This is a genomic window from Streptomyces sp. NPDC101776, assembly GCF_044766845.1.
Taxonomy (GTDB): domain Bacteria; phylum Actinomycetota; class Actinomycetes; order Streptomycetales; family Streptomycetaceae; genus Streptomyces.
Genome location: NZ_JBIWMV010000010.1, coordinates 318,258 through 339,633, shown reverse-complemented (window position 1 = coordinate 339,633; position 21,376 = coordinate 318,258). Strand labels below are relative to the sequence as shown.

16 protein-coding genes and 2 pseudogenes are annotated in these 21,376 nt (G+C 70.2%); 7 read left to right on the top strand and 11 right to left on the bottom strand.

Going from position 1 to position 21,376, the window contains the following annotated elements; translation table 11 throughout:
- Positions 1-16: 16 nt before the first annotated feature.
- Positions 17-445: pseudogene (locus tag ACIRRY_RS29645) on the top strand (alpha/beta fold hydrolase); the annotation flags it as partial.
- 10 nt (positions 446-455) lie between these two features.
- Here ACIRRY_RS29645 and ACIRRY_RS29640 read toward each other — a convergent pair.
- The 3 genes from ACIRRY_RS29640 to ACIRRY_RS29630 form a co-directional block, all read right to left on the bottom strand.
- Entirely contained in the window at positions 456-1,112 is a 657-nt protein-coding gene (locus ACIRRY_RS29640; RefSeq protein WP_403978278.1) for a response regulator, read from the bottom strand.
- Entirely contained in the window at positions 1,109-2,425 is a 1,317-nt protein-coding gene (locus ACIRRY_RS29635) for a sensor histidine kinase (RefSeq protein ID WP_403978275.1), read from the bottom strand. The genes ACIRRY_RS29640 and ACIRRY_RS29635 overlap by 4 nt, the downstream gene beginning before the upstream one ends.
- Before the next feature lie 140 nt (positions 2,426-2,565).
- Positions 2,566-4,800 carry an MMPL family transporter gene (locus ACIRRY_RS29630; RefSeq protein ID WP_403978273.1) on the bottom strand — a complete coding sequence of 745 codons (2,235 nt, stop codon included), beginning with the start codon at positions 4,798-4,800 and terminating at the stop codon, positions 2,566-2,568.
- Positions 4,801-5,051: 251 nt separating this feature from the next.
- Here ACIRRY_RS29630 and ACIRRY_RS29625 point away from each other — a divergent pair, with 251 nt between their 5' ends.
- Positions 5,052-6,554: a serine/threonine-protein kinase gene (locus tag ACIRRY_RS29625; protein WP_403978270.1), complete on the top strand. Its 1,503-nt coding sequence runs from the start codon at positions 5,052-5,054 to the stop codon at positions 6,552-6,554.
- 9 nt (positions 6,555-6,563) lie between these two features.
- On the opposite strand, the gene ACIRRY_RS29620 is transcribed toward ACIRRY_RS29625, so the two are convergent.
- Positions 6,564-7,457, bottom strand: coding sequence for an MBL fold metallo-hydrolase (locus ACIRRY_RS29620; protein ID WP_403978268.1), 894 nt, complete (start codon positions 7,455-7,457; stop codon positions 6,564-6,566).
- A gap of 115 nt (positions 7,458-7,572) precedes the next feature.
- On the opposite strand from ACIRRY_RS29620, the gene ACIRRY_RS29615 reads away from it, so the two are divergent.
- The 3 genes from ACIRRY_RS29615 (at position 7,573) to ACIRRY_RS29605 (ending at position 12,020) form a co-directional block, all read left to right on the top strand.
- Positions 7,573-8,472 carry a LysR family transcriptional regulator gene (locus ACIRRY_RS29615; RefSeq protein WP_403978266.1) on the top strand — a complete coding sequence of 300 codons (900 nt, stop codon included), beginning with the start codon at positions 7,573-7,575 and terminating at the stop codon, positions 8,470-8,472.
- Between the two features lie 95 nt (positions 8,473-8,567).
- A complete protein-coding gene (locus ACIRRY_RS29610; RefSeq protein WP_403978263.1) occupies positions 8,568-9,662 on the top strand; it encodes a substrate-binding domain-containing protein in 1,095 nt (364 codons plus the stop codon).
- A 216-nt stretch (positions 9,663-9,878) separates the two neighbouring features.
- On the top strand, positions 9,879-12,020 hold the full coding sequence (locus ACIRRY_RS29605; protein WP_403978373.1) for an RICIN domain-containing protein: 2,142 nt from the start codon (positions 9,879-9,881) through the stop codon (positions 12,018-12,020).
- 68 nt (positions 12,021-12,088) lie between these two features.
- On the opposite strand, the gene ACIRRY_RS29600 is transcribed toward ACIRRY_RS29605, so the two are convergent.
- The 5 genes from ACIRRY_RS29600 to ACIRRY_RS29580 all read right to left on the bottom strand — a co-directional run bounded on the left by ACIRRY_RS29600 (position 12,089) and on the right by ACIRRY_RS29580 (position 18,257).
- Positions 12,089-14,443: a glycoside hydrolase family 3 N-terminal domain-containing protein gene (locus ACIRRY_RS29600; RefSeq protein ID WP_403978260.1), complete on the bottom strand. Its 2,355-nt coding sequence runs from the start codon at positions 14,441-14,443 to the stop codon at positions 12,089-12,091.
- A 90-nt stretch (positions 14,444-14,533) separates the two neighbouring features.
- The gene (locus ACIRRY_RS29595) at positions 14,534-15,454 is read right to left on the bottom strand and encodes a carbohydrate ABC transporter permease (RefSeq protein WP_403978257.1); all 921 of its coding nucleotides are present in this window, start codon (positions 15,452-15,454) and stop codon (positions 14,534-14,536) included.
- On the bottom strand, positions 15,451-16,302 hold the full coding sequence (locus ACIRRY_RS29590; protein ID WP_403978370.1) for a carbohydrate ABC transporter permease: 852 nt from the start codon (positions 16,300-16,302) through the stop codon (positions 15,451-15,453). The genes ACIRRY_RS29595 and ACIRRY_RS29590 overlap by 4 nt, the downstream gene beginning before the upstream one ends.
- A gap of 47 nt (positions 16,303-16,349) precedes the next feature.
- Entirely contained in the window at positions 16,350-17,675 is a 1,326-nt protein-coding gene (locus ACIRRY_RS29585) for an extracellular solute-binding protein (RefSeq protein ID WP_403978255.1), read from the bottom strand.
- Between the two features lie 228 nt (positions 17,676-17,903).
- Positions 17,904-18,257 (bottom strand): hypothetical protein, encoded by a 354-nt coding sequence (locus ACIRRY_RS29580; RefSeq protein WP_403978253.1) that lies wholly within the window; start codon positions 18,255-18,257, stop codon positions 17,904-17,906.
- A gap of 237 nt (positions 18,258-18,494) precedes the next feature.
- On the opposite strand from ACIRRY_RS29580, the gene ACIRRY_RS29575 reads away from it, so the two are divergent.
- Entirely contained in the window at positions 18,495-18,953 is a 459-nt protein-coding gene (locus ACIRRY_RS29575; protein WP_403978251.1) for a GAF domain-containing protein, read from the top strand.
- A gap of 102 nt (positions 18,954-19,055) precedes the next feature.
- Here ACIRRY_RS29575 and ACIRRY_RS29570 read toward each other — a convergent pair whose 3' ends face one another.
- Both ACIRRY_RS29570 and ACIRRY_RS29565 read right to left on the bottom strand, forming a co-directional pair.
- Positions 19,056-19,889 (bottom strand): transposase family protein, encoded by an 834-nt coding sequence (locus ACIRRY_RS29570; protein ID WP_403978248.1) that lies wholly within the window; start codon positions 19,887-19,889, stop codon positions 19,056-19,058.
- A 72-nt stretch (positions 19,890-19,961) separates the two neighbouring features.
- On the bottom strand, positions 19,962-20,348 hold the full coding sequence (locus tag ACIRRY_RS29565) for a hypothetical protein (protein ID WP_403978246.1): 387 nt from the start codon (positions 20,346-20,348) through the stop codon (positions 19,962-19,964).
- Positions 20,349-20,515: 167 nt separating this feature from the next.
- Between ACIRRY_RS29565 and ACIRRY_RS29560 the strand changes: the two are divergent.
- Positions 20,516-21,304 (top strand): annotated as a pseudogene (locus tag ACIRRY_RS29560) (PP2C family protein-serine/threonine phosphatase); the annotation flags it as partial.
- Positions 21,305-21,376 lie beyond the last annotated feature (72 nt).

The following is a 21,376-nucleotide window of genomic DNA, read 5'->3' as shown; positions in this document are numbered from 1 at the left end:
GGTCCACGGTCGCGCGGTCCCCTCGATCAGCCGCATGACGTACAGCCGGTCGCGCGGCCTGCTGCTGGCGGTGTCCACGTTGCTGCCGTTCAAGCTGTTCGTCGCCATCAACATTCAACGCGCCTTCGCCCCCGGCTGTCCGAAGGAGAAGATCCGCGTGTACATCGACGCCTCCGCGGCCACGCCCCGCGAGGTCGTCATGACCTGCTACGGCGCGACGCGTGCCTTCGACGTCCTCGACCGCGTCCACGAGATCACCGCGCCGACGCTCATCGCGCACGGCTACCACGACATCCAGTTGCCGCTCTCGCAGATGCTGCGGATGGCCGACGCCTACCCGGACGCCGTCGTGCGGATCGTCGACGCCGGGCATGAACTGCCCGTGGAGAAACCGGCCCGACTCACCGCGCTGATCGACGGGTTCGTGACCGCGCCGAGCGCCTAGGACCAGGAACTCAGGCCGGCCGCACCAACCCGGCGTCGTACGCGAAGATCACCGCCTGGACCCGGTCCCGCGCGCCGACCTTGGCGAGGATGCGGCTGACGTGGGACTTCACGGTGGACTCGGCGAGGCACAGGCGTTCGGCGATCTCGGTGTTGCTCCAGCCGGCCGCCATGACGGTGAGCACCTCGCGCTCCCGGTCGGTCAGGGCGTCGAGGCGGCGGTCCTGTTCGGGGGTGCGGCCGGGCATCCGGTCGGCGAAGGCGTCGATGAGTTTGCGGGTCAGGCCGGGGGAGATGACGGCGTCCCCCGCCGCCACCGCCCGGATGCCCGCGACGAGTTCCTCGGGCAGCGCGTCCTTGAGGAGGAAGCCGCTGGCCCCGGCGCGCAGCGCGGCGTACGCGTACTCGTCGAGGTCGAAGGTGGTCAGGACCAGGACGCGGGAGCGCCCGCCCGACCGCACGATCCGGCGGGTGGCCTCGATGCCGTCCATGCCGGGCATACGGACGTCCATCAGGACGACGTCGGGGCGCAGTTCGGCCGCCAGCCGGACCGCCTCGACGCCGTGCGTGGCCTCGCCGACGGTGCTCAGATCGGGATACTGCTCGATGAGCATGCTGAAGCCGAGGCGTTGCAGGGCCTGGTCGTCGACGATGAGGACGGTGGTCATGCCGGGTGCTTCTCCATCAGGTCGGGGGCGGTCGAGGTGAGGTGGAGGAGGGCGCGGACGGTCCAGCCGCCACGGGAGTTGGGGCCCGCGGCGACCTGTCCGCCGTAGAGCGCGGCCCGCTCGCGCATGCCGACCAGACCCTTGCCCAGCTCATCGGTGCCGGCTGTCTGCCGCGGGCCGGTGTCCTCGACGGTGATGTGCACGGCCTCCGCGTCGGCCGTGACCGTGACCTCGACGGTCGTGTCCGGTGCCGCGTGCTTGAGCGTGTTGGTGAGGGCCTCCTGCACGATGCGGTAGACGGCGAGCTGAACTCCCTCGGGAAGACCGGTGAGTTGGCCCTCCAGACGCAGAGTGGCGGCACGGCCCGCGGACCGGACCCGCTTCATCAGGGCGCCGAGATCGGCCAGGCCGGGCTGGGGCGCGAGCGGAGTGTCGCCGGGCTCGTCGTCGTGGATGACGGCGAGCAGCCTGCGCAGTTCGGCCAGCGCGCCGCGCCCGCTCTCCGCGATGATCCGCAGCGTGTCCGCGCCCCGCTTCGGCTTGGCCTCGGCGAGCCCGGCGGCACCGCCCGCGAGCCCGACGATCACGGCGAGGGTGTGGCCGAGGATGTCGTGCATCTCCCGTGCCACCCGGGCGCGTTCGCCGGCCGCGGCCAGCCGGGCGCGCTGGTCGCGCTCCAACTCCAGTTGTACGGCATGCTCCTGGAGCGCCTCGATGTAGGCGTTCACCAGTTTTCCGGCCAGCCCCAGCGCGGCCATCGACAGGATGGCGACCACGGCCAGGAACGCCAGCACCGGGGTACTGGCCGTCTGGTTCGATTCCTTGAGCCCGTTGAAGAAGGCGATCGACACGAACGTCTGCCCGAGGTTGTACACGACGCCGACGGCCAGTTGGCCGGGAGCCCCGAAGCGCCCCAGGTTGAGCAGCGCCACCAACTGGGTGGCGCTCGATCCCGAGTCCACCGCGAGGAACAGGCACAGCTCGGAAAGGACGACCAAGAAGGCGAAGACCAGCACGGGCCGCTGTCTCCGCCACAGCAACGGCACGGTGTACCCCACCGTGACCGCCAGCATCAGCACGAACGCGGGGCCGGAGTCGTCGGCCGCGCGCATCAGTGCCGGGATGCCGCCGAGGGCGTAGAACGCGGGCACCCCCCACCGTCTGACCCGCGGATGCGCCAGGTCGGCCGCCCGCACCCGACCCAGCCAGGTGAGCAGCCGGACGACCGAGCGGTACTCGGAGTCGCCCAGCCGAGTCCGTCCCATCAGGTTCTCGGGCTTGAGCGGCCGATCCGTCGTCGGCGGTGCTGTCACGGAACACCCTCCATGGTGCGGGCGAGCCGCCCGTCGGTCCCGGGGGGAAGGGGACCGGCGGGCGGGGACGGTGTGGTCGACAGGGGCGGGAGCCGTACGGCCGTGGTCCGCGCCCTGGTGTGGATCGTACGGCGGCCGCCTCAGCTCCGGCCGGTGGCGCCGGACGACACGGGCGCGTGCTCCCCGCTGCCCGACTCGTCCGGGGTCTCGGCCAGCAGGTGGCGCAGGCGTTCACCTTCGACGTCGACGTTGGGGAGCACCCGGTCCAGCCAGCCGGGCAGCGCCCAGGCGCGGCGGCCGAGCAGGGCCATGACCGCGGGCACGAGGGTCATCCGGACGACGAAGGCGTCGAAGAGGACGGCGGAGGCGAGGCCCAGGCCGATCGACTTGATGAGCGCCACGTCGTCCAGCAGGAACCCGGCGAACACGGAGATCATGATGACCGCGGCGGCCGTGACCACCCGGGCGCTGTACCGGAAGCCGGCGATCACGGCCTCCGTGGGATCGGCCCCGTGGACGTACTCCTCGCGCATGCGGGTCACCAGGAACACTTCGTAGTCCATGGCGAGTCCGAACACCACGCCGATCATGAAGATCGGCAGGACGCTCACGATCGGCGAGGTCTGGTCGACGCCGAACAGGTCCGCCAGCCAGCCCCACTGGAACACCGCGACCACGACACCGAGCGTGGCGAGCACGCTGAGCAGGAAGCCGAGGGCGGCCTTGAGCGGGACCAGGATCGAGCGGAAGACGAGCAGCAGCAGGACCAGGGCGAGACCGACGACCACACCCAGGTAGGGGATCAGGGCGCCGCTGAGCTTGTTGGACACGTCGATGTTCAGCGCGGTCGTGCCGGTCACCATCAGCTCCGCGCCGGTGTCGGACTTCAGCGCCGGGCCCCGGTCGCGGATCTCGGAGACCAGGTCGACGGTGGCCTTGCTGCTCGGCGAACTCTTCGGTACGACGGAGATCAGGGCCACGTCGCCGCTCTGGTTGAACACCGCGGGGCGTACGGCGGCGACGTCGGACATCTTGCCGAGCTGGGTCACCGCGTCCTGCGCGGCGGTCTTGGCGCCGTTGCCGTCCCGGCCGTCGACGACCACGGTCAGCGGACCGTTGTAGCCGTCGCCGAAACCCTTGGTGATCGTGTCGTAGGCGATGCGCTCGCTGGTGCCCGGCGAGGACATGCTGTCGTCGGGCAGGGCCAGGCGCATCGACAGCGTGGGGATGGCCAGGACACCGAGTCCGACGACCGAGACGACCAGCATCTTCAGCGGGTTGCGGGTCACGAACCGGGCCCAGCGCACGCCCGTCGTCTCGCCCTCGCCGCGCTCCTGGACCGCGCGCATCCGGCGGTTGGTGAACCGGCTGCCCATGATCCGCATCCCGGCGAAGCCGAGCACCGCGGGCAGCAGGGTCAGTGCGATCAGCACGGCGACGACGACCGCGAAGGCGGCGCCCAGACCCATGGTGGTCAGCATGCCGATGCCGATGATGCTCAGACCGGCCAGCGCGATGACGACGGTCAGACCCGCGAACACCACCGCGGAACCGGCGGTGCCCAGCGCGCGGCCCGCCGCCTCCTCCGGTTCATGGCCGTCCCGGATCTCGCTGCGGTACCGGGAGACGATGAACAGGGCGTAGTCGATGGCCACCGCCAGGCCCAGCATCAGCGCCAGCGTGGAGGCGGCCGAGCTGAGGTCGAAGAACGCGCTCGCGACGGTGATGGCGGCGACCGCCGTCCCGACCCCGAAGATCGCCGTCAGCAGCGGCAGCCCGGCCGCGAGCAGCGACCCGAACGTGATGACGAGCGCCACGGCCGCGATCAGCAGACCGATCAACTCGGTCGCGCCGCCACCCGCCTTCTCCTGTACGGCGTTGCCGCCCAGGCTGACCGCGAGGCCGGCCTTCTCGCCCCGGTCGGCCACGGAGTGCAGCGCGTCGCGCGCCGCGTCGGTGACGTCGGGCTGGGCGACCTTGTAGGTGACCTGGGCGTAGGTGATGGTGCCGGACTTGCTGATCAGACCGCTCTGGTACGGGTCGCTGACGTTCGCGACCTGGGGCGCCTTCTTCAGGTCGGCGATCAGCGACCGGACCTCGGCCTTGTCGGCGCCGGATGCGAGCGTGCGCCCGTCCGGTGCCTCGAACACCACGCGGGCGGTGGCGCCCGAGGCCGATGCCTGCGGGAACTCCTTCTCCAGCAGGTCGATCGCCTTCTGCGACTGGGTGCCGGGGAGGCTGAAGCTGTCGGAGGTGCTCGTCGTGACGTTCATGGCACCGATGCCGACGACCGCCAGCGCGGCGATCCACAGCATCAGGACGAGCCTTCGGCGCCGGAACGAGAACCGGCCCAGCCGGTAGAGGAAGGTGGCCATGGGGTACTCCCACCAGGTTCTATGGAAAGTGGAGGGCCTGCGTGACCCACCCCTCGACGCTATGAGCGGCTTTCCTCGTGTCCGCGGCACCGGGGAAGTGAAAACGGCCGGCGTGACTAGTACCGGGGTACTAGACCCTCTCCACCCTCCAGAGCAGAGCCGGGCCGTGATCCTCCCCATACGAATCCGGAACAAGAGCTGGTTATGGTGACCAGGCAAATCGAACAGGGACAGAACCGGCGGAGGATACCGTGTCGGACGAAGGGCGTCGCATCGCCGGGCGCTACCGGCTCACCGAGCGGATCGGCCGGGGCGGCATGGGCACCGTCTGGCGGGCGGACGACGAGGTGCTCGGCCGTCAGGTCGCGGTCAAGCGGCTGCACGACCGGCCGGAACTCTCCGCCGACGAACTCGCCACCCTCTACGAACGCACCCGCCGCGAGGCCCGCAGCGCCGCCCGCATCGCGCACCCGAACGTGATCGTCGTCCACGACGTCGTCGACGACGAGGGGCGCCCCTGCATCGTCATGGAGTACGTCCCGGGCCCCACACTCGCCGAACTCATCGAGGACGGCCGTACCCTCCCGTACCAGGAGGCGGCCCGGTTCGGCCTGGACATGGTCGCCGCCCTGCGCGCGGCCCACGCCGCCGGTGTCCTGCACCGCGACGTCAAGCCCGGCAACGTCCTGCTCGGCGCCGGCGACCGCATCGTCCTCACCGACTTCGGCATCGCCATGACGGACGGGACGTCGACCCTGACCAAGACCGGCGAGATGGTCGGCTCCATCCACTACATGGCCCCGGAGCGGATCCGCGGGCGCGCTACCGGCACCGCCTCCGACCTGTGGGCCCTGGGCGCCACGCTCTACCAGGCCGTCGAGGGACGCCCGCCGTTCCGCCGGGCCACCGCGATGGAGACCGCGTACGCCATCGCCGTGGACCCGCTGGAACCCATGAAGCAGGCCGGACCGCTGGAGCCGATCGTCGAGGCGCTCCTGAGCAAGGAACCCGGCGAACGGCCGACGGCGGAACAGACGGAACGGGCCCTGCAGACCGCGTGGTGGGGCGAGCCGACGGCCGAACTGCGCCCGGCCACCGCCGAGTTGACCACCGTGGAGCCGAAGCCTGCGGCAGACTTCGGTCGTGGGCGGCGGCGGGGCCGCAAGGGGCTGCTCCTCGGAGGGATCGCCGTCGCGGTGGCCGCGGCCGTGGCCACCACGGCGTTCGTGCTGCACACGACATCGATGTCCGCACCCGGGCACGCGGCGAGCCCGTCCACGCCCACGACCACGGCCTCCGCGTCACCCGTCCCGGCGGGCTATCACCTCGTACGGGACCGGCAACTCGGCGTCTCCTTCCCGGTGCCGGACGGCTGGAAGGCCGGCAAGCGGTCGGCGGAGAGCGTCACCTATACCGACGGGACGGGCCTGGCCGGGCTCACCATCGGCGTCGTCGACCCCGCGGGACCCAACCCCAGCACGCACTTCGCGGACATCGAGGCCAACACCAAGGTCAACTACCCCACGTACCGCAGACTCCGTATGCAGCAGACCACCTTGCGTCAACAGCCCGCCGCCATCTGGGAGTTCACCTTCCAGGGCCGGGTCCGGGTGTTCCGCGCCATCGACCTCGGCTTCGGCCGGGAGGGCGACCGCGAGTACGACATCTACCTCTCGGCCCCGGATGTCAAGTGGGACACCTACCGCCCCGTCTTCGACCGGGCCAGGGACGGCTTCGTGACGTCCGCGTCGTAACTCGCCCGCTCACGCCGGGTGTTCGGCGCACAGACAGCCGACGCCCTTCTCGATCCAGTCCCGCTCCGCCCACTCCGGATGCCGCTCGATCATGAGCGCCCCGACCTCCTCGACGATCGTCTCCTCGCTCATCGCCGAGTCGCGCCGCACCCACGTCTCGTCCCGCAGCAGCCGGAGATAGTCGCGGACGTCCGCGAGCAACTCCGGCCCGCCGACGGCCCCGTGGCCCGGCACCACGACCCGCGCCCCCTCGCCCGCGAGCCGCTCCATGACCGCGAGCCAGCGCGTGCCCGAGACATCTGTGTCGTACGGCGGGAACCACGGGAAGATGGCGAACTGCCCCGCCTCCACCAGGTCCCCCGTGAACAGCACGTCCGCGTCCGGCACCCGCACAACCTGGTCGCCCCTGCTGTGCGCCCGCCCGGTGGCCCTCAACTCCACGACCCGGCCGCCCAGTTCGAGGTCGTACGCCTCGTCGTACACGAGGTCGGGCTCCGGCAGTACGACCCCTTCGAGCTGCCGGGCGACCGGCTCGCCGAGCCCCCGGAACATGTCGAGATAGCCCGCCCCCTTCACCCTCAGGTCCTCGGCCTGCGCACGGTTCACGAGGAATGTCGCCTCGCCCGCGAAGACCTGCGCCCCGAACGCGTGCTCCGGGTGGAAGTGGGTCGTCGTCAGATACAGCCTGCGTCCCCTGGCGTACTCGGACGCGAACTCCAGTACTCTCGCGGCGTTTTGGATCCCCAGCCCCGTCTCCACGACGAGCACCGCGTCGCGCCCGCCGATGACACCGATGTTGGGCACCAAGGGCACCCGCCGGTCCGGTACGACCACCAAGTCCCGGCCCAGTTCCCGCACTTCGGCGATGTGCACGACGGGGTCCGGCAACACACGGTCGGCCATGGCGACTCCTCAGCAGTGCGACGTTCTCGTCCGGCCCCCACTCCACCGCCGGACCCCGTTCCGCGTCCAAGACCGATCCTGTACACCCGATACCGCGTCGGTATCATCGCCGGTCATGGAGCTACGCACGCTGCGCTACTTCGTGGCGGTCGCCGAGGAACTCCACTTCGGCCGGGCCGCCGCGCGCCTGCGGATGACCCAGCCGCCGCTGAGCCGCGCGATCAGGCAACTGGAGACCGAGCTGGGCTGCGTTCTCCTGCTCCGCTCGCCCACCGGGGTGGCCCTGACCCCGGCCGGCGTCCTGCTCCACGAGGAGGCGCGTGCCCTGCTGGCGCAGGCCGACCGGGTGCGGGCCCGGGTGAGTGACCTGGCCGGACCGGTCACCCTGACGGTGGGCACCCTCGCGGACAGCGCCGAGGAGTTCGGCACCCGGCTCGCCGCCGTTCACCGGGAGCACCACCCCGCCGTCCGCATCGTCATCCGCGAGTCGGACCTGACCGATCCGACCGCCGGACTACGTGCCGGACTCGTCGACGTGGCGCTGACCAGGGCCCCCTTCGACGACACCGGCATCGCCACCCGGACCCTGCGCTCGGACCCCGTCGGCGTGGTCCTGCGCACGGACGACCCCCTCGCCCACCGCGACGGCCTGCGCCTGGCCGACCTCGCCGAGCGCCGCTGGTTCCGCTTCCCGGACGGCACGGACCCGGTCTGGCAGGCCTACTGGACGCGCGCGGCGGACGACACCGACCGCCGCCGTGACGGGCCCGTCGTACGGACGGCTCACGAGTGCCTCCAGTCCGTCCTGTGGAACGGCACCGTGGGCCTGATGCCCCTCGGGCACACCCTGCCCGAGGGGCTGACGGTGGTGCCGCTGACCGATATGCCACCGAGCAGGTTCGTGATCGCCTGGCGAGCCGATGACACCACCCCACTGATCCGCTCCTTCGTACGGATCACCCAGAGCGTCCGTCGGACGACCGCCGCGGCGGGGACGGCGATCCGGGCGGGATGAGCACCGGGCGGCCCCGCCGCCTCGGTCGTGCACCGGTCTTGCCTCCGCGGCCCGCGCCCCGTTACGTTGCGGCAAAGTTACTGGCCAGGTACGCGATGCGGTCCGGCGCATCGGTGTTCGGCGAACGGAACGGGCATCGGGTGACAGGTCGCGGCAAGGGACAACTGGAGGCCCAGTACGGCCTCCTGACGAGCATCGCCACGGAGGCGGGTGTCTCGCTCAGCACAGTGTCCAAAGTGGTGCACCGGCGCCGGGACGTCGGCGCCCGGACCCGCGAGCGGGTCGAGGAACTCCTCGCCCGGCACGGCTTCGTACGGCCCTGGGAGCGGGACCCCGCGACACCCCGGCAGATCATCGCGGTGTTCCGTGACCTGTCCGGGCCGTACACACTGGAGGTGGTCCGCGGCATCGTGGACGCGGCCGGCGCGCTCGGGATCGACGTCGTCACCGGCACGACGAGCCGGCGCTCGATCTCCGGCTGGCTGGAGCAGTGCGTCGCGCTCGGCGCCGCCGGGATCGTCATCGTGATCTCGATGCTCTCCGAGGAGGACCAGCGCCGCATCGTCGAGCAACGGCTCCCGGTGGTGCTGATCGACCCGCTCAGCGCGCCCTCCGAGGACATCCCCAGCATCGGCGTGACGAACTGGAGCGGCGCCCGCGACGCCGTACAGCACCTGCTGGGGCTCGGGCACACCCGGATCGGCATGGTCGCGGGCCGCTCCCACTCCCTGGCCGGCGCGGCACGCGTGCACGGCTACCGGGCCGCGCTGGAGGAGGCCGGGATCGCCTACGATCCGGCGATCGTCCGCTCCACCGACTTCGACTACGCCGAGGCGCTCGCCACCGCCGGCCAGATCCTGCGGGCCGACGACCCGCCCACGGCCGTCTTCGCGGCCAGCGACGCACAGGCGCTCGGCGTCCTGGAGGCCGCCCGGCAGCACGGGCTCGCCGTACCGGACGACCTGGCGGTCATGTCCTTCGACGACACCCTCGTCGCGGCGATGGCCTGCCCTCCGCTCAGCGCGGTACGCCAGCCCTTCGAGGAGCTGGGGCGCGAGGCCACCCGCGTACTTCTGGAACTCGCCCAGGGCAGGGCGCCGGTGTCCCCGCGCATCGAGCTGGCCACGGAACTCGTGCTGCGGACGTCGACTTCCGTGCGCCGTCCCGCCACCCACGTCAATACCGCGTAACTCGCAATCCTGCGAAACACTTTCGACACGTGCCGGTGACATCGCGGTGTCGCTTACGAATACTGGCCTCCTGCTCCGCACCCCCCATTCCATCCCCCTGGGACCTCCGGAAACTCCGGAACCCGTGGAACGTGGTGCGCGCCTTCCCCGGTGAAAGGAACGCCGTTGACCAGATCTTGGGCGCGAAAGGCTTTCGCTGCGGCGACCGCCTTCGGCATGGGCGTGGCATTCGCCATCGCCTCCGCGACGACCGCGTCGGCCTATCAGCCGAGTCCCGCAAATCTGTATACGGCGACGAATACCGCCGCGTGCAGCAAGAGCCCGTGTGTTCTCTACCCGAAGTCGGCCCAGTTGGCGGACGGCCGGATCGTGGCCACCTTCGAGAACGACCAGACCGCTCCGGTCGGCCAGACACTTCCCATATACAAGAGTGACGACTCCGGCACGACCTGGGCGAAACTGGCCGACGTCAAGGCCCCCGCCTATCTCTCCAGCGACTCCAAGTACGCCGAATACACGAGCAATTGGACCAACCCGTATCTCTACGTCCTGCCGCAGAACGTCGGAAGTCTGAGCGCGGGCACACTGCTGCTGGCGAGCATCGTCTCCGGCGACGACTACTACTACCAGGAGCAGAAGGCCGCCAACTCCAGCTGGACGCCAACCAGTGACGGCGACCGCAAGGACGTGGCGCTGGCCCTCTACTCCAGCACCGACGACGGCGCGACCTGGACCATCCAGAACATCATCGCCGCCGGCGGCTGGCAGGGCGGCAGCGCGGGCAGCGTCGGCAGGGTCTCGACGGCGAACACCTTCGCCCAGGTCGACCCCGTCTGGGAACCCCATCTCCTCGCCCACAACGGCCGGCTCATCGCCTACTACTCGGACGAGGACGACTACACCGGCTACAACACCACCACGGGCGCACCGACCCTCGACCCGGACAACGCCACGGCGACGGACTCCGGCGGCCAGGTCCTCCTCCACCGCACCTGGGACGGCTCCAGCTCAACTGCCTGGAGTTCACCGGTCGTTGACGTCCCCGGCTCCACGGTGAGCATGGGCAGCGGCAAGACGGAGATCGGCGGCGGCCGCCCGGGCATGACCACCATCGCCCCGACGACCGACGGCAAGTGGCTCCTGACATACGAGTACTGGGGCGGCGGTACGAACGTCCGCTACCGGATCTCCGACGACCCGACGAAGTTCTTCTCGGCCACGGACGCCGCGATCACCTCCCTGCCCGTGCCCTCCGGCGGGGCCACCCTGTCCACCGGCGGCAGCCCGGTCCTCCTCCCGATGCCGGACGGCCGGATCGTCTACAACGCGGCGGGCAGCGGCGACGTCTGGGTCAACGAGTCCGGGCTCAGCACCGGGACCTGGAAGGAGTACAAGACGTCGATCGCGTCCGGGTACAGCCGCATGCTCCAGTACGTCGACGGCACCGGACGGGTCCTCGTCCTCCAGGCATCCTGGAGCGGCACCAGTGTCGGCCCCGTGAAGTACGCCGAGGTCGACCTCGGCCGCTCCGACGGCGCCTACTACAGCCTCGTCAACCGGCTCACCGGCCAGGTGCTCAGCCCCGCCTCCGGCAAGACACAGGACGCCAACCTCACCGGGAACACTCCGGACCTGATCCTGAGCGCCGCCAACTCCACCGACAACACTCAGCGTTGGCACCTCACCGCCAAGGGCGGCAACATCACGCTGCTCAACAAGGCCGGGGGCCGCTCGGTCGCCATCTGGACCGGCACCGCGACAGCCGGGCAGAAGCTGGCCCAGTGGGTCGACGACGGAGCCACCGACAAACAGTGGACCCAGGTCGCCTCGTCGACCAGCGGCTACTACAAGCTCCGCTCCGTCCTCAACACCGGCCTCTACATGACCGGTTCGACAGCCGGCGGCTCCGTCACCGTCGCCGCCGCGACCACCGACGGCTCGCAGGACTGGCAACTCGTCCAGGACCCGCTCCCCACGGCCGCCACCTTCACCCTGAAGGGCACGAACTCCGGCCGCTGCCTCGACGTCCCGAACGGTGCGACAGGCGTCCAGGTCCAGCTCTACGACTGCTCGGGCAACGCCAACCAGACCATCACGCAGACCACGGCCGGCGAACTCCGCGTCAACGGCAACTGCCTTGCCGCGAACGGAGACGGCACCACCGCCGGCACCACGCTCATCCTGTGGGCCTGCAACGGAAAGTCCAGCCAGAAGTGGGCGTTCCGCGTGGACGGCACGATCGTCAACCGGGCCAACGGCCTGGTCATCGACGTGACCAACTGGGGGACGGCCAACGGCTCGAAGGTGGAGCTGTGGACCGGACTGGGCGCCGCGAACCAGCAATGGAGCCGCGCCTAGACGCGCAACGGAGGACGGCGCCACCGTGGTTCACGGTCGCGCCGTCCTCTTGTGTGTGTCCGTCCGGCCTACTCCCGCTCGACGCTCACCGGTACCCCGTGCTGCCGCAGAACCGTCGCGTCCCGCTCCTCGCCGACGAGTTGGACCGTCTCCCGGACGGGGGTGTCCAGGCTGGAGACGCCGATCCGGAGCTGGATCTCGCCGGGCTCGACGATGCGCCGCCCCGCCAGACCGGTGAACGCCAGCCGGTCGGAGTGGACATGGAAACGGACCATCGCCCGCTCTCCCGGTTCGAGAGCCACTTTGGCGAACCCGAGCAGGGACCGCACCGGCCGGGTCACCTGCGCGACCGGATCGATCGCGTACAACTGCACCGTCTCGGCACCCGCGACCGCCCCCGTGTTCCGCACCCGCGCGCTCACCGTGAACTCACTGTCCACCGGCACCAGTTCACGGTCCGCACCGAGCCCGTCGATCTCGAAGGTCGTGTACGACAGCCCGTGTCCGAAGGGGAACGCCGGGGTCGGATCGAGGTTGGAGAGCCAGCTCTGCCGGTCGCCGAGCGGCGCGTGCAGATAGGTGTAGGGCTGGCCGCCGGGCGTGGTCGGAATCTGCACGGGCAGCTTGCCGGTGAAGTTCGCCTTCCCTGCCAGGAGTTGGGCCACAGCGCGACCGCCCTCCTCGCCAGGCAGGAAGACCTGCACCATGGCACCGGCGGTGGACGCGAACCGGCCCACTGCGTAGGGCCGACCGCTGCTCACGATCAGGACGACCGGCCGCCCGGTCGCCAACACGGCCTCGACCAGCTCTTCTTGTACGCCCGGCAGCCGCAGGTCCTCCACGTCACAGCCCTCGCCCGAGGTGCCGATCCCGAACATGCCGGCCTTGTCACCGACGACCAGCACGGTGAGGTCGGCCCCGGCGGACGCCGCCACCGCGTTCGCGATACCGGAGCGGTCCGTCTCGCGGATCGGGCAGCCCTGCGTGAACTCCCACTCCACGCCAGGCAGTTCGGCCGTCAGCGCGTCGCGCAGGGAGACCGCCTCGACACCGTTGCCAAGGTCGTCGCGCTCGGCGAGGACGTGGTTGGGGAAGCTGTAGCAGCCGAACATGGTGCGTACGTCGTCCGCGCACGGGCCGATCAGCGCGATGCGCCCGGTCGAGGGGAGCGGCAGGATCCCGTCGTTCGACAGCAGCACGGCGCTCGACTGGGCTACCGCGAGGGCGAGTTGGCGGCTCTCCGGCTTGTCCAGGTCCAGTTCTCCGGCGCGCAGGGCGGGCGGGCGCGGGTCCCAGTCGGCGTCGAGCAGTCCGAGGTCCGCCTTCTGGAGCAGAACCCGGCGTACAGCCCGATCGACCAACTCCTCGTCCACCAGGCCCCGTTCGACTGCGTGCACGAGCGCGTCGCCGAAGCCGCGCTGATCGGGCAGTTCTACGTCCATCCCGGCATGCAGGGCGAGCGCGCCCGCGTGGGGCAGGTCGGCGGCCACCCGGTGGGCGTTGACCAGGAAGGGCAGGGACCAGTAGTCGGAGACGACGGTTCCTTCGAAACCCCAGGTGTCGCGCAGGACTTCGGTCAGCAGCCAGCGGCTCGCTGCGGGCGCCTCGCCGTCTATCTCGGCGTACGAGTTCATGACGGACCGCACGCCCGAGGCGACGAGGCGTTCAAACGGCGGGAGGATCACGTCGAAGAGTTCGCGGCGGCCGGTGTGCACGGGGGCGTGGTTGCGGCCGCCCATCGAGGCCGAGTACGCGGCGAAGTGCTTGAGGGTCGCGTACACCCCCGCGCTCTGCAGCCCTGTGACATACGCGTCGGCCAACTCGCCCACCAGGTAAGGGTCTTCGCCGTAGGTCTCCTCGCAGCGACCCCAGCGGTAGTCACGGATGACGTCGACGACGGGGGAGAGGCCCTGGTGGACTCCCGCCTCGGCCATGTCGGAGCCGATGGCCTCGCCCACCCTGCGGATCAGCGCGGGGTCGAAGGTGGCCGCCATCGCGAGCGAGGTGGGATAGATGGTGGCGCCGTACGCGGTGAAGCCGGTCAGGCACTCGTCGTGGGCCATGGCGGGGATGTCGAATCTGCTCTGCGCCACCACCTGCCGTTGGTGCTGTGCCAGCAGGCGGGCGTGTTCCAACGCGGGCCGGGGCAGGGTGCCGTAGGGCCGGGTGAGCTGGCCCAGGCCGTGCCGGGCGGTCTCGTCGAGGTCGCCGACGCGGCCGAAGTGGTTGCTGCCCGGGGCCACTTCGGGGCCGTCGGCCTCGATGTCCTCCCAGGTGCTGCTCAACTGCGCGACCTTCTCCGGCAGGGTGAGCCGGGCGAGCAGTGCCTCGACGCGTTCGGCGGTCGGCAGGGCGGGGTCGGTCCAGGGGCGGTCGCTCTCCTCCTGGGGGAGGCCGCCGTTCTCGGGCATGGTGGTCGTCATTCACGACTCCTCGGTGTTGCGCGGGCACGCCGACGGGGCCGGGCGCCTGGCCCGGCCTTCGTAACGGGGTGAACTGCCCGGTAGTGGGGGCTACTTGGAGAAACCGGCGGTGAGACCGGCGACGAGCTGACGGCGGGCCAGGATGAACAGGGCCAGCATCGGCAGGGTGGAGAGCACCACCGCGGCCATCGTGGCCGGGACGTTGATGCCGAACTGGCCGCGGAACAGGGTCAGTGCCAGGGGCAGGACGGCCTTGTCGCCGCTCTGGGTGAGGATGAGGGGGAAGAGGAAGCCGTTCCAGACCTGGAGGCCGTCGTAGACGGCGACCGTCATCAGCGCCGGGCGGGCCAGCGGCGCCGCGAGCGACCAGAGCATGCGCCAGTCGCCGGCGCCGTCGACGATCATCGCCTCGAACAGCGAACGGGGCACGTCCCGCAGGAAACTGACCAGGATCATCACGGTGATCGGCAACGCGAACGCCGCCGAGGGCAGCACGATCGCGAGCAGGCTGTCGTAGAGGTGCATGCGGATGATCAGCAGGTACACCGGGATGATCACGGCCTGGAGCGGGATCGCCAGGCCCAGCAGGAACAGGCGGAACGACACCCGGGAGAAGCGGCTGCCGGCGTTGCGGACGATCGAGAACGCGGCCATCAGGGCGACGGCGACGGCGATGACCACCGTGCCCGCGGTGACGACGACGCTGTTGAGGAGGTAGGTGGTGAAGTCGCCGTCCAGGACGGTCCGGTAGCTGTCCAGCGTCGGATGGCTGGGCAGTGCGAGGGGGCTGTCGGAGGTGAAGTCGGACTGGCTGCGGAGGCTGGTGACGACCAGCCAGTAGACGGGGACGACGACGATCGCCGTCCAGATGAGCGTGGCGCCGCTGGTGAGGATGCGGCGGAGGAAGCCCGGTACGGGGTTGCGCCGGACAGGCCGGGGCGGCACCGCCCGGTGGCTGGGGACGGTCTCCCGTCCGGTGGTGGCGCGGGACTTGGTCACGGTGGTGCTCACATGCCCTCCTGCTGGCTGTCCATCCGGGTGAAGCCGGACAGGCGGGTGGTCAGCAGCGACAGGCCGAGGCCGAAGACCACGAGGAGCGTGGCCACCGCGCTGGCCCGGCCCATGTCGTGGGCCTGGAAACCAGTGATGTACATGGAGAGGGGAAGGACGCGGGTGGCGGTGCCGGGGCCGCCGGTGCCGCCCGACAGGACGAAGATCAGGTCGAAGTAGGTGAGCGAGCCGACCAGCATCAGCGTGCTCGACGTGACCAGCGTGTACTTCAACTGCGGCAGCGTGATGTGCAGGAAGCGGGTCACGGGTCCGGCGCCGTCGAGCGCGGCGGCCTCGTACAGGGCGGTCGGGATCTGCCGTATCCCCGCCTGGTAGAGCAGGGCGTGGAACGGCACGAACTGCCAGGCGATCACGAAGATCACCGTGTACAGGGCGAGTTCGGGCGAGCCGAGCAGGGGCTTGGCCAGCCAGTGCAGACCGGGGGTGGAGCCGATGCCGAAGGACGGGTCGAGCAGCGCCTGCCAGGTCAGGCCGATCGCCACCGCGGACAGCAGCAGCGGCAGGAAGAACAGCACGGCGAACAGCGCGCGCAGCCGGCCCCGGGGCGCCTGGAACAGGCCGAGCGCCAGGGCGATGGGCGTCTGCACCAGCCAACTGACCAGCATCACCTTGACGGTGAGCCACAACGACTGCCAGGTGGCGCTGTCGGTGAGGACGGACGTCCAGTTGGTGGCGCCCGCCCAGGTGATGGAGCCCAGGCCGTCCCAGCGGGCGACGCTGAGCGCTGCCACGCCGACCAGGGGGACGAGACCGAACAGACCGAAGAGGAGCAGGGCCGGGGCGGCCATGAGGAGGCCGCTCCCTCCTCTCCGGCGCGTCGGGGTGGTGGTGATGGTCACGACCCCGCCTTGCTCATGTTCGTCCCGAAGTCCGCGGGCGCGATCTGGCGCAGGAACGACTTGTCGGTGTTGGTCAGCAGCGGGTCGGCCTGGTCGGACGGCAGTGCCTGGTCCCACGAGAGCTGGAAGCTCGGGGCCTTGTCCACCAGGTCGTAGACGAACGTCAGCCACGCCTTGTCGGACGAGGACTTCACCGCGGCGAGCTTGGAGTCCAGGCCCTTGACCGGCGGCACACTGCCCGAGGCGAGATAGGCGTCGACCTGGGAGCCGTTCAGGATGTAGTCCTTCAGGTACGTCAGCGCCTCCGACCTGTGCTTGGTCGACTTGTTCAGCGACAGGAAGTTCGACGGGTTGCCGACGATGTTCGCCGGGCTGCCGGCGCCGCCGGTCAGGGCCGGGAACGCGGTGTAGCCCAGCTCGCCCTTCTTCAGGAAGTCGGGCGCGGCCTTGGCGATGTTGGCGTACTCCCAGGTGCCCATCACCTCCATCGCGGCCTTGCCCGTGTAGAGCAGCGCGGTCGAGGCGCCCTGGTCGTAGCTGACGGAGGAGGCGTTGTCGCCGAAGGCGCCGGCCTTCGCCAGGTCCTGGAGCTTCTGGTTGGCCTTGGTGACCGACGGGTCCTTCCACGCGGCGGCGTCACCGGAGGCGATGTTGCTGAACACGCGGGAGCCGCCGGTGCGGTCCAGCAGGTACTCCAGGTACATCAGGGTCGGCCACTTGGAGTTCGCCGCGAGGGACAGCGGTGTGACGCCCTTGCCCTTGAGTTTCTTCACGGCCGCGAGCAGGTCGTCGTACGTCTTCGGGGGCTGGACGCCCGCGTCGGACAGCACCTTCTTGTTGTAGTAGAGGACGACCGGGGCGAGGCCGTTGACGGGGACGCCGTAGACCTTGTTGTCGAAGGTCGCGCTCTGCATCACGCTGTCGGTGTACCGGTCGGAGTTCACGTCCGAGGCGTTCAGGACGTCGACCTTGCCGGCCTTGACGTAGTCGTTCAGGGCGCCGCCGCCCCAGCTGAAGAAGAGGTCCGGGGCCTGGTTCGCGCCGAACGCCACGCGCAGCTTCTGCTTGTAGTCGTCGTTGGCGAACAGCCGCAGGGTGATCTTCGCGTCGGGGTGGTCCTTGTTGTACGCGTCGACCGACTGCTTGAGGATCGTCTGGTCGTTCAGTGCCCACATCGTCAGGCCCTTCGACGACGAGGTGGTGGACGGACCCGAGGACCCGCAGGCGGCCAGGCCCGCGGCCGCGGCCAGGGTGACCGCGACCGCGACGGCGCGTCGAATTCTCGGGCTTCCGAGATGTCCGGTGACCGGGATTCCCCGCATGGTGTGCCTCTCTTCTTTCGGCATGCCGTAGGTGCGCAGGACAGAGGCGAAAACGGCTACCGGACCGAAAGGCTTTCGGATGTCCCACCGCGGGTCGCCTGCCTGCTGGCCGGGACACTGACACGGAATTCACACCCAGGACAAGCACGGGAAATTCCTCGGTTACGAAAGACTTTCGCGACGCGGAGGGCGTGGGGTGAGGTGAGGGGACGCTCTTGCCCCGAAGACTCACCGGAACTCGTGCACCACCCGGATCTCGCCGACGATGTGGGCGTTGAACTCGTCCAGTTCCTCGGCCGGCACCCACAGCTCCAGAATCGTCCGGCCGCCCGCCTGCTGGACGGGATACCGGGTCAGGAACTCCGACTCCACCTCGAACCGCGTGACGAAGCCGGCGCCGTCGTGCTTGACGTTCCAGTCTCGGGCGATCTTGATCGCGTAGTCCTCGTTGAGGACGGGGTAGAAGATCGGCTGCTCGGGCAGCCGGGGCGGCCAGGCGTGCATGTCGAGTGCACGGACCAGGTCCAGCTCCACGGGGCCGGTGGGGCGCCAGAGGATGGTCGTCGGTGGCCGGTTCGTCATCGGAATCGCTCTCTGCGTCGGTGATGAAGTCGGTGGTCAAGCCGAGGATCACGGCGGGGATCACGGCGGGGATCAAGGGGTCGTAGTGGACGATATCCGTGGCATCCGGAGGCCGGCCACGGAGTTTCGACCCCGGGTGACCGACACCCGCCCCCGACCCGATGGCAGCGCCCACGGGTCGCTACCGTCCGAACGCCCGCGCGGGTGTTGGGATGGGGGCGGCAGAAAGGGGCCGTGGTGGACGGCGACGACGGGGTCAGTGGGTCGGAGAAGGGCTCGGCGGATCGGTTCGCGCTCGCGCGACGGGCGGTCTCCGCCATCGGGTCGACGCTCGACGAGCGCAGGACGGCGGCGGAGTGCGCGCGATTCCTCGTCGACGACGGGCTGTGCGACGCCGCGGCCGTGGACCTGTTCGCGCAGGACGAGGCGCGCCCGGCGCCGCACGGCATGCTGCACCCGATGGCGGCCGTGGGCCGCAAGGAACTGCTGGACAGCCTGCGCACCGCGCCCCGTGAGGACGTCATGGTCCGCGCCCTGGACGCGGGCCACCCGATCACCACGTCCTTCACCACGAACGACCACGGCGTCCTGGCCGCCCTCTCGGTGCCGCTGACCGCCTGGGGCAAGGCCTACGGCGCGCTGCTCGCGATCCGCGCCGGACGGCCCTTCGGCGACGACGAGGCCGCCGTGCACTGAGGAACCGCCATCGTGGTCCCCGCTGGTCAGCGGGGCTGGTGTGATGTTCGGGTGGGGTGCTCGTGCTGATCGGGAGCGTGATCGTTGACGCGTGGTCGTCCGTCACCGCTGGACTTCGGTGGTCGCCAGGACGAGCAGGGCCCGCAGGAGGGTGGTCGCGTGGCGGGCGTTCATGCGGAGCTTGGTCAGGATCTGCCAGGTCTTGAGGTTGGCGAAGCCGTGTTCGTTCGCGGCGCGTTCGCGGCTGACCAGGCGGTTTGCCTCCTTCTCTGTGGCGGTGAGGCGGTGGTTGCGGGTTGCTTTGCGGCCGGTGATGATCACTGGGTCGTCGTCGGGCCTGTCGTCCAGACCGACGAAACCGAGGTCGGCCAGGGCCCCGAGCCCGGCCTCCCGCAGATGCCGGGTGATCCTGTTGTGGCGGGAGGCGGTGATCTCGCTGGAGCCGCCGGGCCTGGCCGCGGATATCCAGACCAGGTTGCCCTTCTCATCGGTAAGCGCGAGAAACAGCAGGCCGTGAGCCTTGCTCTTACCGCTGTAGTTCTTCCGGTTGTCCCTCCCGGTGCGGCGCCGGGTGCGGATGAGGGTTCCGTCCAGCAGCACCACGACCCCGCCCGAGCGGGCGATCTTCTTCAGCGCGCGGTCCAGACGCGGGGAGCGGGCGGCGAGGAGTTCGATCACTTCCTGGACCCAGCGGCGGATGGTGGAGGCGGACACGTCGTTGCCGCCGGCCATATCGGAAAGACGCTGGTCATGGCGGAGCACGGCGAGCACGATGATCGCCTGGGTGCCGGGGTCGGCCTTGCGCCAGCGGGAACGCACCTGGTGACGACGGCGACGTATGAGACCGGCGACGAGGTCGATGGTCCGTTTCGACCGCGGGAGGCGGACCTGGTAGACAACGTCGTGAGAGCCCTCGGCGGACTGGTTTGTCTTCACACACTCACCAACTCCCGCCGGGGGCTTTCGTGTTACGGCGGGAATCGGCCGCTCCGCGGCAGTCCTCGCCGGTCAGCTCGGCAGGTAGCGGCCGGATCCGGTCCGGGCCAGCCAGCCCCGGTCGGAGAGTTTGCGCAGCTGACCGCGGACCGGCTCGACCTTGCCCGGTGTGGTCTCACGGCCCAGGGCGATCGCGACGTCCTTGGCCATCACCGGGCCGCCCGCGCCGGCCACGATCGCCATGATCCGCTGATACTCCGGCGTAAGGACCTCCGCCCCCATCCCCTCCGTCCGGTCCGGCACCAGCCGCATCCCACCCGCACCGGGCCCGATCACCACCTCGGCGGCCTCCAGCCGGGCCACCTCGGCATCGATCCCGGCCAGCTCCTTGCGCAGCAGTTCGGCACGTTCCGCCAGCTCAACCCGTCGCTCGACCGTCCAGGTCAGCACGTCCGTCATGAACATCCCTCCCGCCGCAGAACCTAGCGGCAGCCGAAGTCCCCCGTACGAGAAGGCCAGAGACCACCCGTGACGGATGATCACGTGCTACCGATCTCCACCTCAACCAGCACGAGCACCCCTACGAGACATCACACCAGCCCCGCTGACCAGCAAAGACCACGATGGCGGTCTCTCACTACGCGGCCCGGCTCACCGCGGCCCATCTGCACCACGCCGTCGAACACCACCGGCTGCGCACCACCGCGCTCAACCTGCAACAGGTCCTGCTCACCGAACCCAGCCGCCCCCACCCCAACGTCGAGATGGCCACCCGCTACCTGCCCGCGGGCAGCGGCACCCTCGTCGGCGGCGACTGGTTCGAGGCCGTACGACTGCACTACGGCCGCACTCTCCTCGTCATCGGCGACGTCATGGGGCACGGCCTGGACGCGGCGGTCGACATGAACGCCTACCGCTCGATGCTGCGCTACGTCGCCTCCACCGATCTGCCGCCCCACCGCATCCTGCGCCAGATGGACACGGCCATGTCCGAGGAGCACAACCGCCGCCCCGCGACCTGTCTGCTCGCCCTCCTCGACCCGGACCGGGGCACGGCCGCGTTCGCCAGCGCCGGCCATCTGCCACCCGCGGTCTTCCACCGCGACGGCGTCGGCGAACTGACCCCCGTCCCCGTCGGACCGCCCCTCGGCACGGGCTTCGCCGACCACGAGATGACCACGCTCACCCTCACCCCCGAGGACACCCTGGTCATGTTCACGGACGGGCTGATCGAGCGCCGCGGCGAGGACATCGACGTCTCCCTCGCCCGCCTGGCCCGACTGCGTCTGCACCCCGGCCAGGGCGTCTCCCGCCTCCTCGACGACATCGTGCTCCGCCTCCACGTCCAGGAGGCGGAGGACGACGTGGCCGCGATCGCCGCCCGGCTGCGCCCCAGAGGCCCGGTTCCCGGTTAGCTTTTTCCTGCTCGGCCTCTTCCTGGTTAACTTCGCAAACGGGAAACAAGTACGGCGGCCGATGTTGCCACG

What these genes read in the sequence shown, in the direction of transcription:
- ACIRRY_RS29600 (WP_403978260.1), bottom strand. Translation starts at nt 14,443, where the DNA reads ATGACGACCACCATGCCCGAGAACGGCGGCCTCCCCCAGGAGGAGAGC.
- ACIRRY_RS29640 (WP_403978278.1), bottom strand. Translation starts at nt 1,112, where the DNA reads ATGACCACCGTCCTCATCGTCGACGACCAGGCCCTGCAACGCCTCGGC.
- ACIRRY_RS29580 (WP_403978253.1), bottom strand. Translation starts at nt 18,257, where the DNA reads ATGACGAACCGGCCACCGACGACCATCCTCTGGCGCCCCACCGGCCCC.
- ACIRRY_RS29630 (WP_403978273.1), bottom strand. Translation starts at nt 4,800, where the DNA reads ATGGCCACCTTCCTCTACCGGCTGGGCCGGTTCTCGTTCCGGCGCCGA.
- ACIRRY_RS29565 (WP_403978246.1), bottom strand. Translation starts at nt 20,348, where the DNA reads ATGACGGACGTGCTGACCTGGACGGTCGAGCGACGGGTTGAGCTGGCG.
- ACIRRY_RS29605 (WP_403978373.1), top strand. Translation starts at nt 9,879, where the DNA reads ATGGGCGTGGCATTCGCCATCGCCTCCGCGACGACCGCGTCGGCCTAT.
- ACIRRY_RS29610 (WP_403978263.1), top strand. Translation starts at nt 8,568, where the DNA reads ATGCGGTCCGGCGCATCGGTGTTCGGCGAACGGAACGGGCATCGGGTG.
- ACIRRY_RS29615 (WP_403978266.1), top strand. Translation starts at nt 7,573, where the DNA reads ATGGAGCTACGCACGCTGCGCTACTTCGTGGCGGTCGCCGAGGAACTC.
- ACIRRY_RS29590 (WP_403978370.1), bottom strand. Translation starts at nt 16,302, where the DNA reads ATGGCCGCCCCGGCCCTGCTCCTCTTCGGTCTGTTCGGTCTCGTCCCC.
- ACIRRY_RS29585 (WP_403978255.1), bottom strand. Translation starts at nt 17,675, where the DNA reads ATGCGGGGAATCCCGGTCACCGGACATCTCGGAAGCCCGAGAATTCGA.
- ACIRRY_RS29620 (WP_403978268.1), bottom strand. Translation starts at nt 7,457, where the DNA reads ATGGCCGACCGTGTGTTGCCGGACCCCGTCGTGCACATCGCCGAAGTG.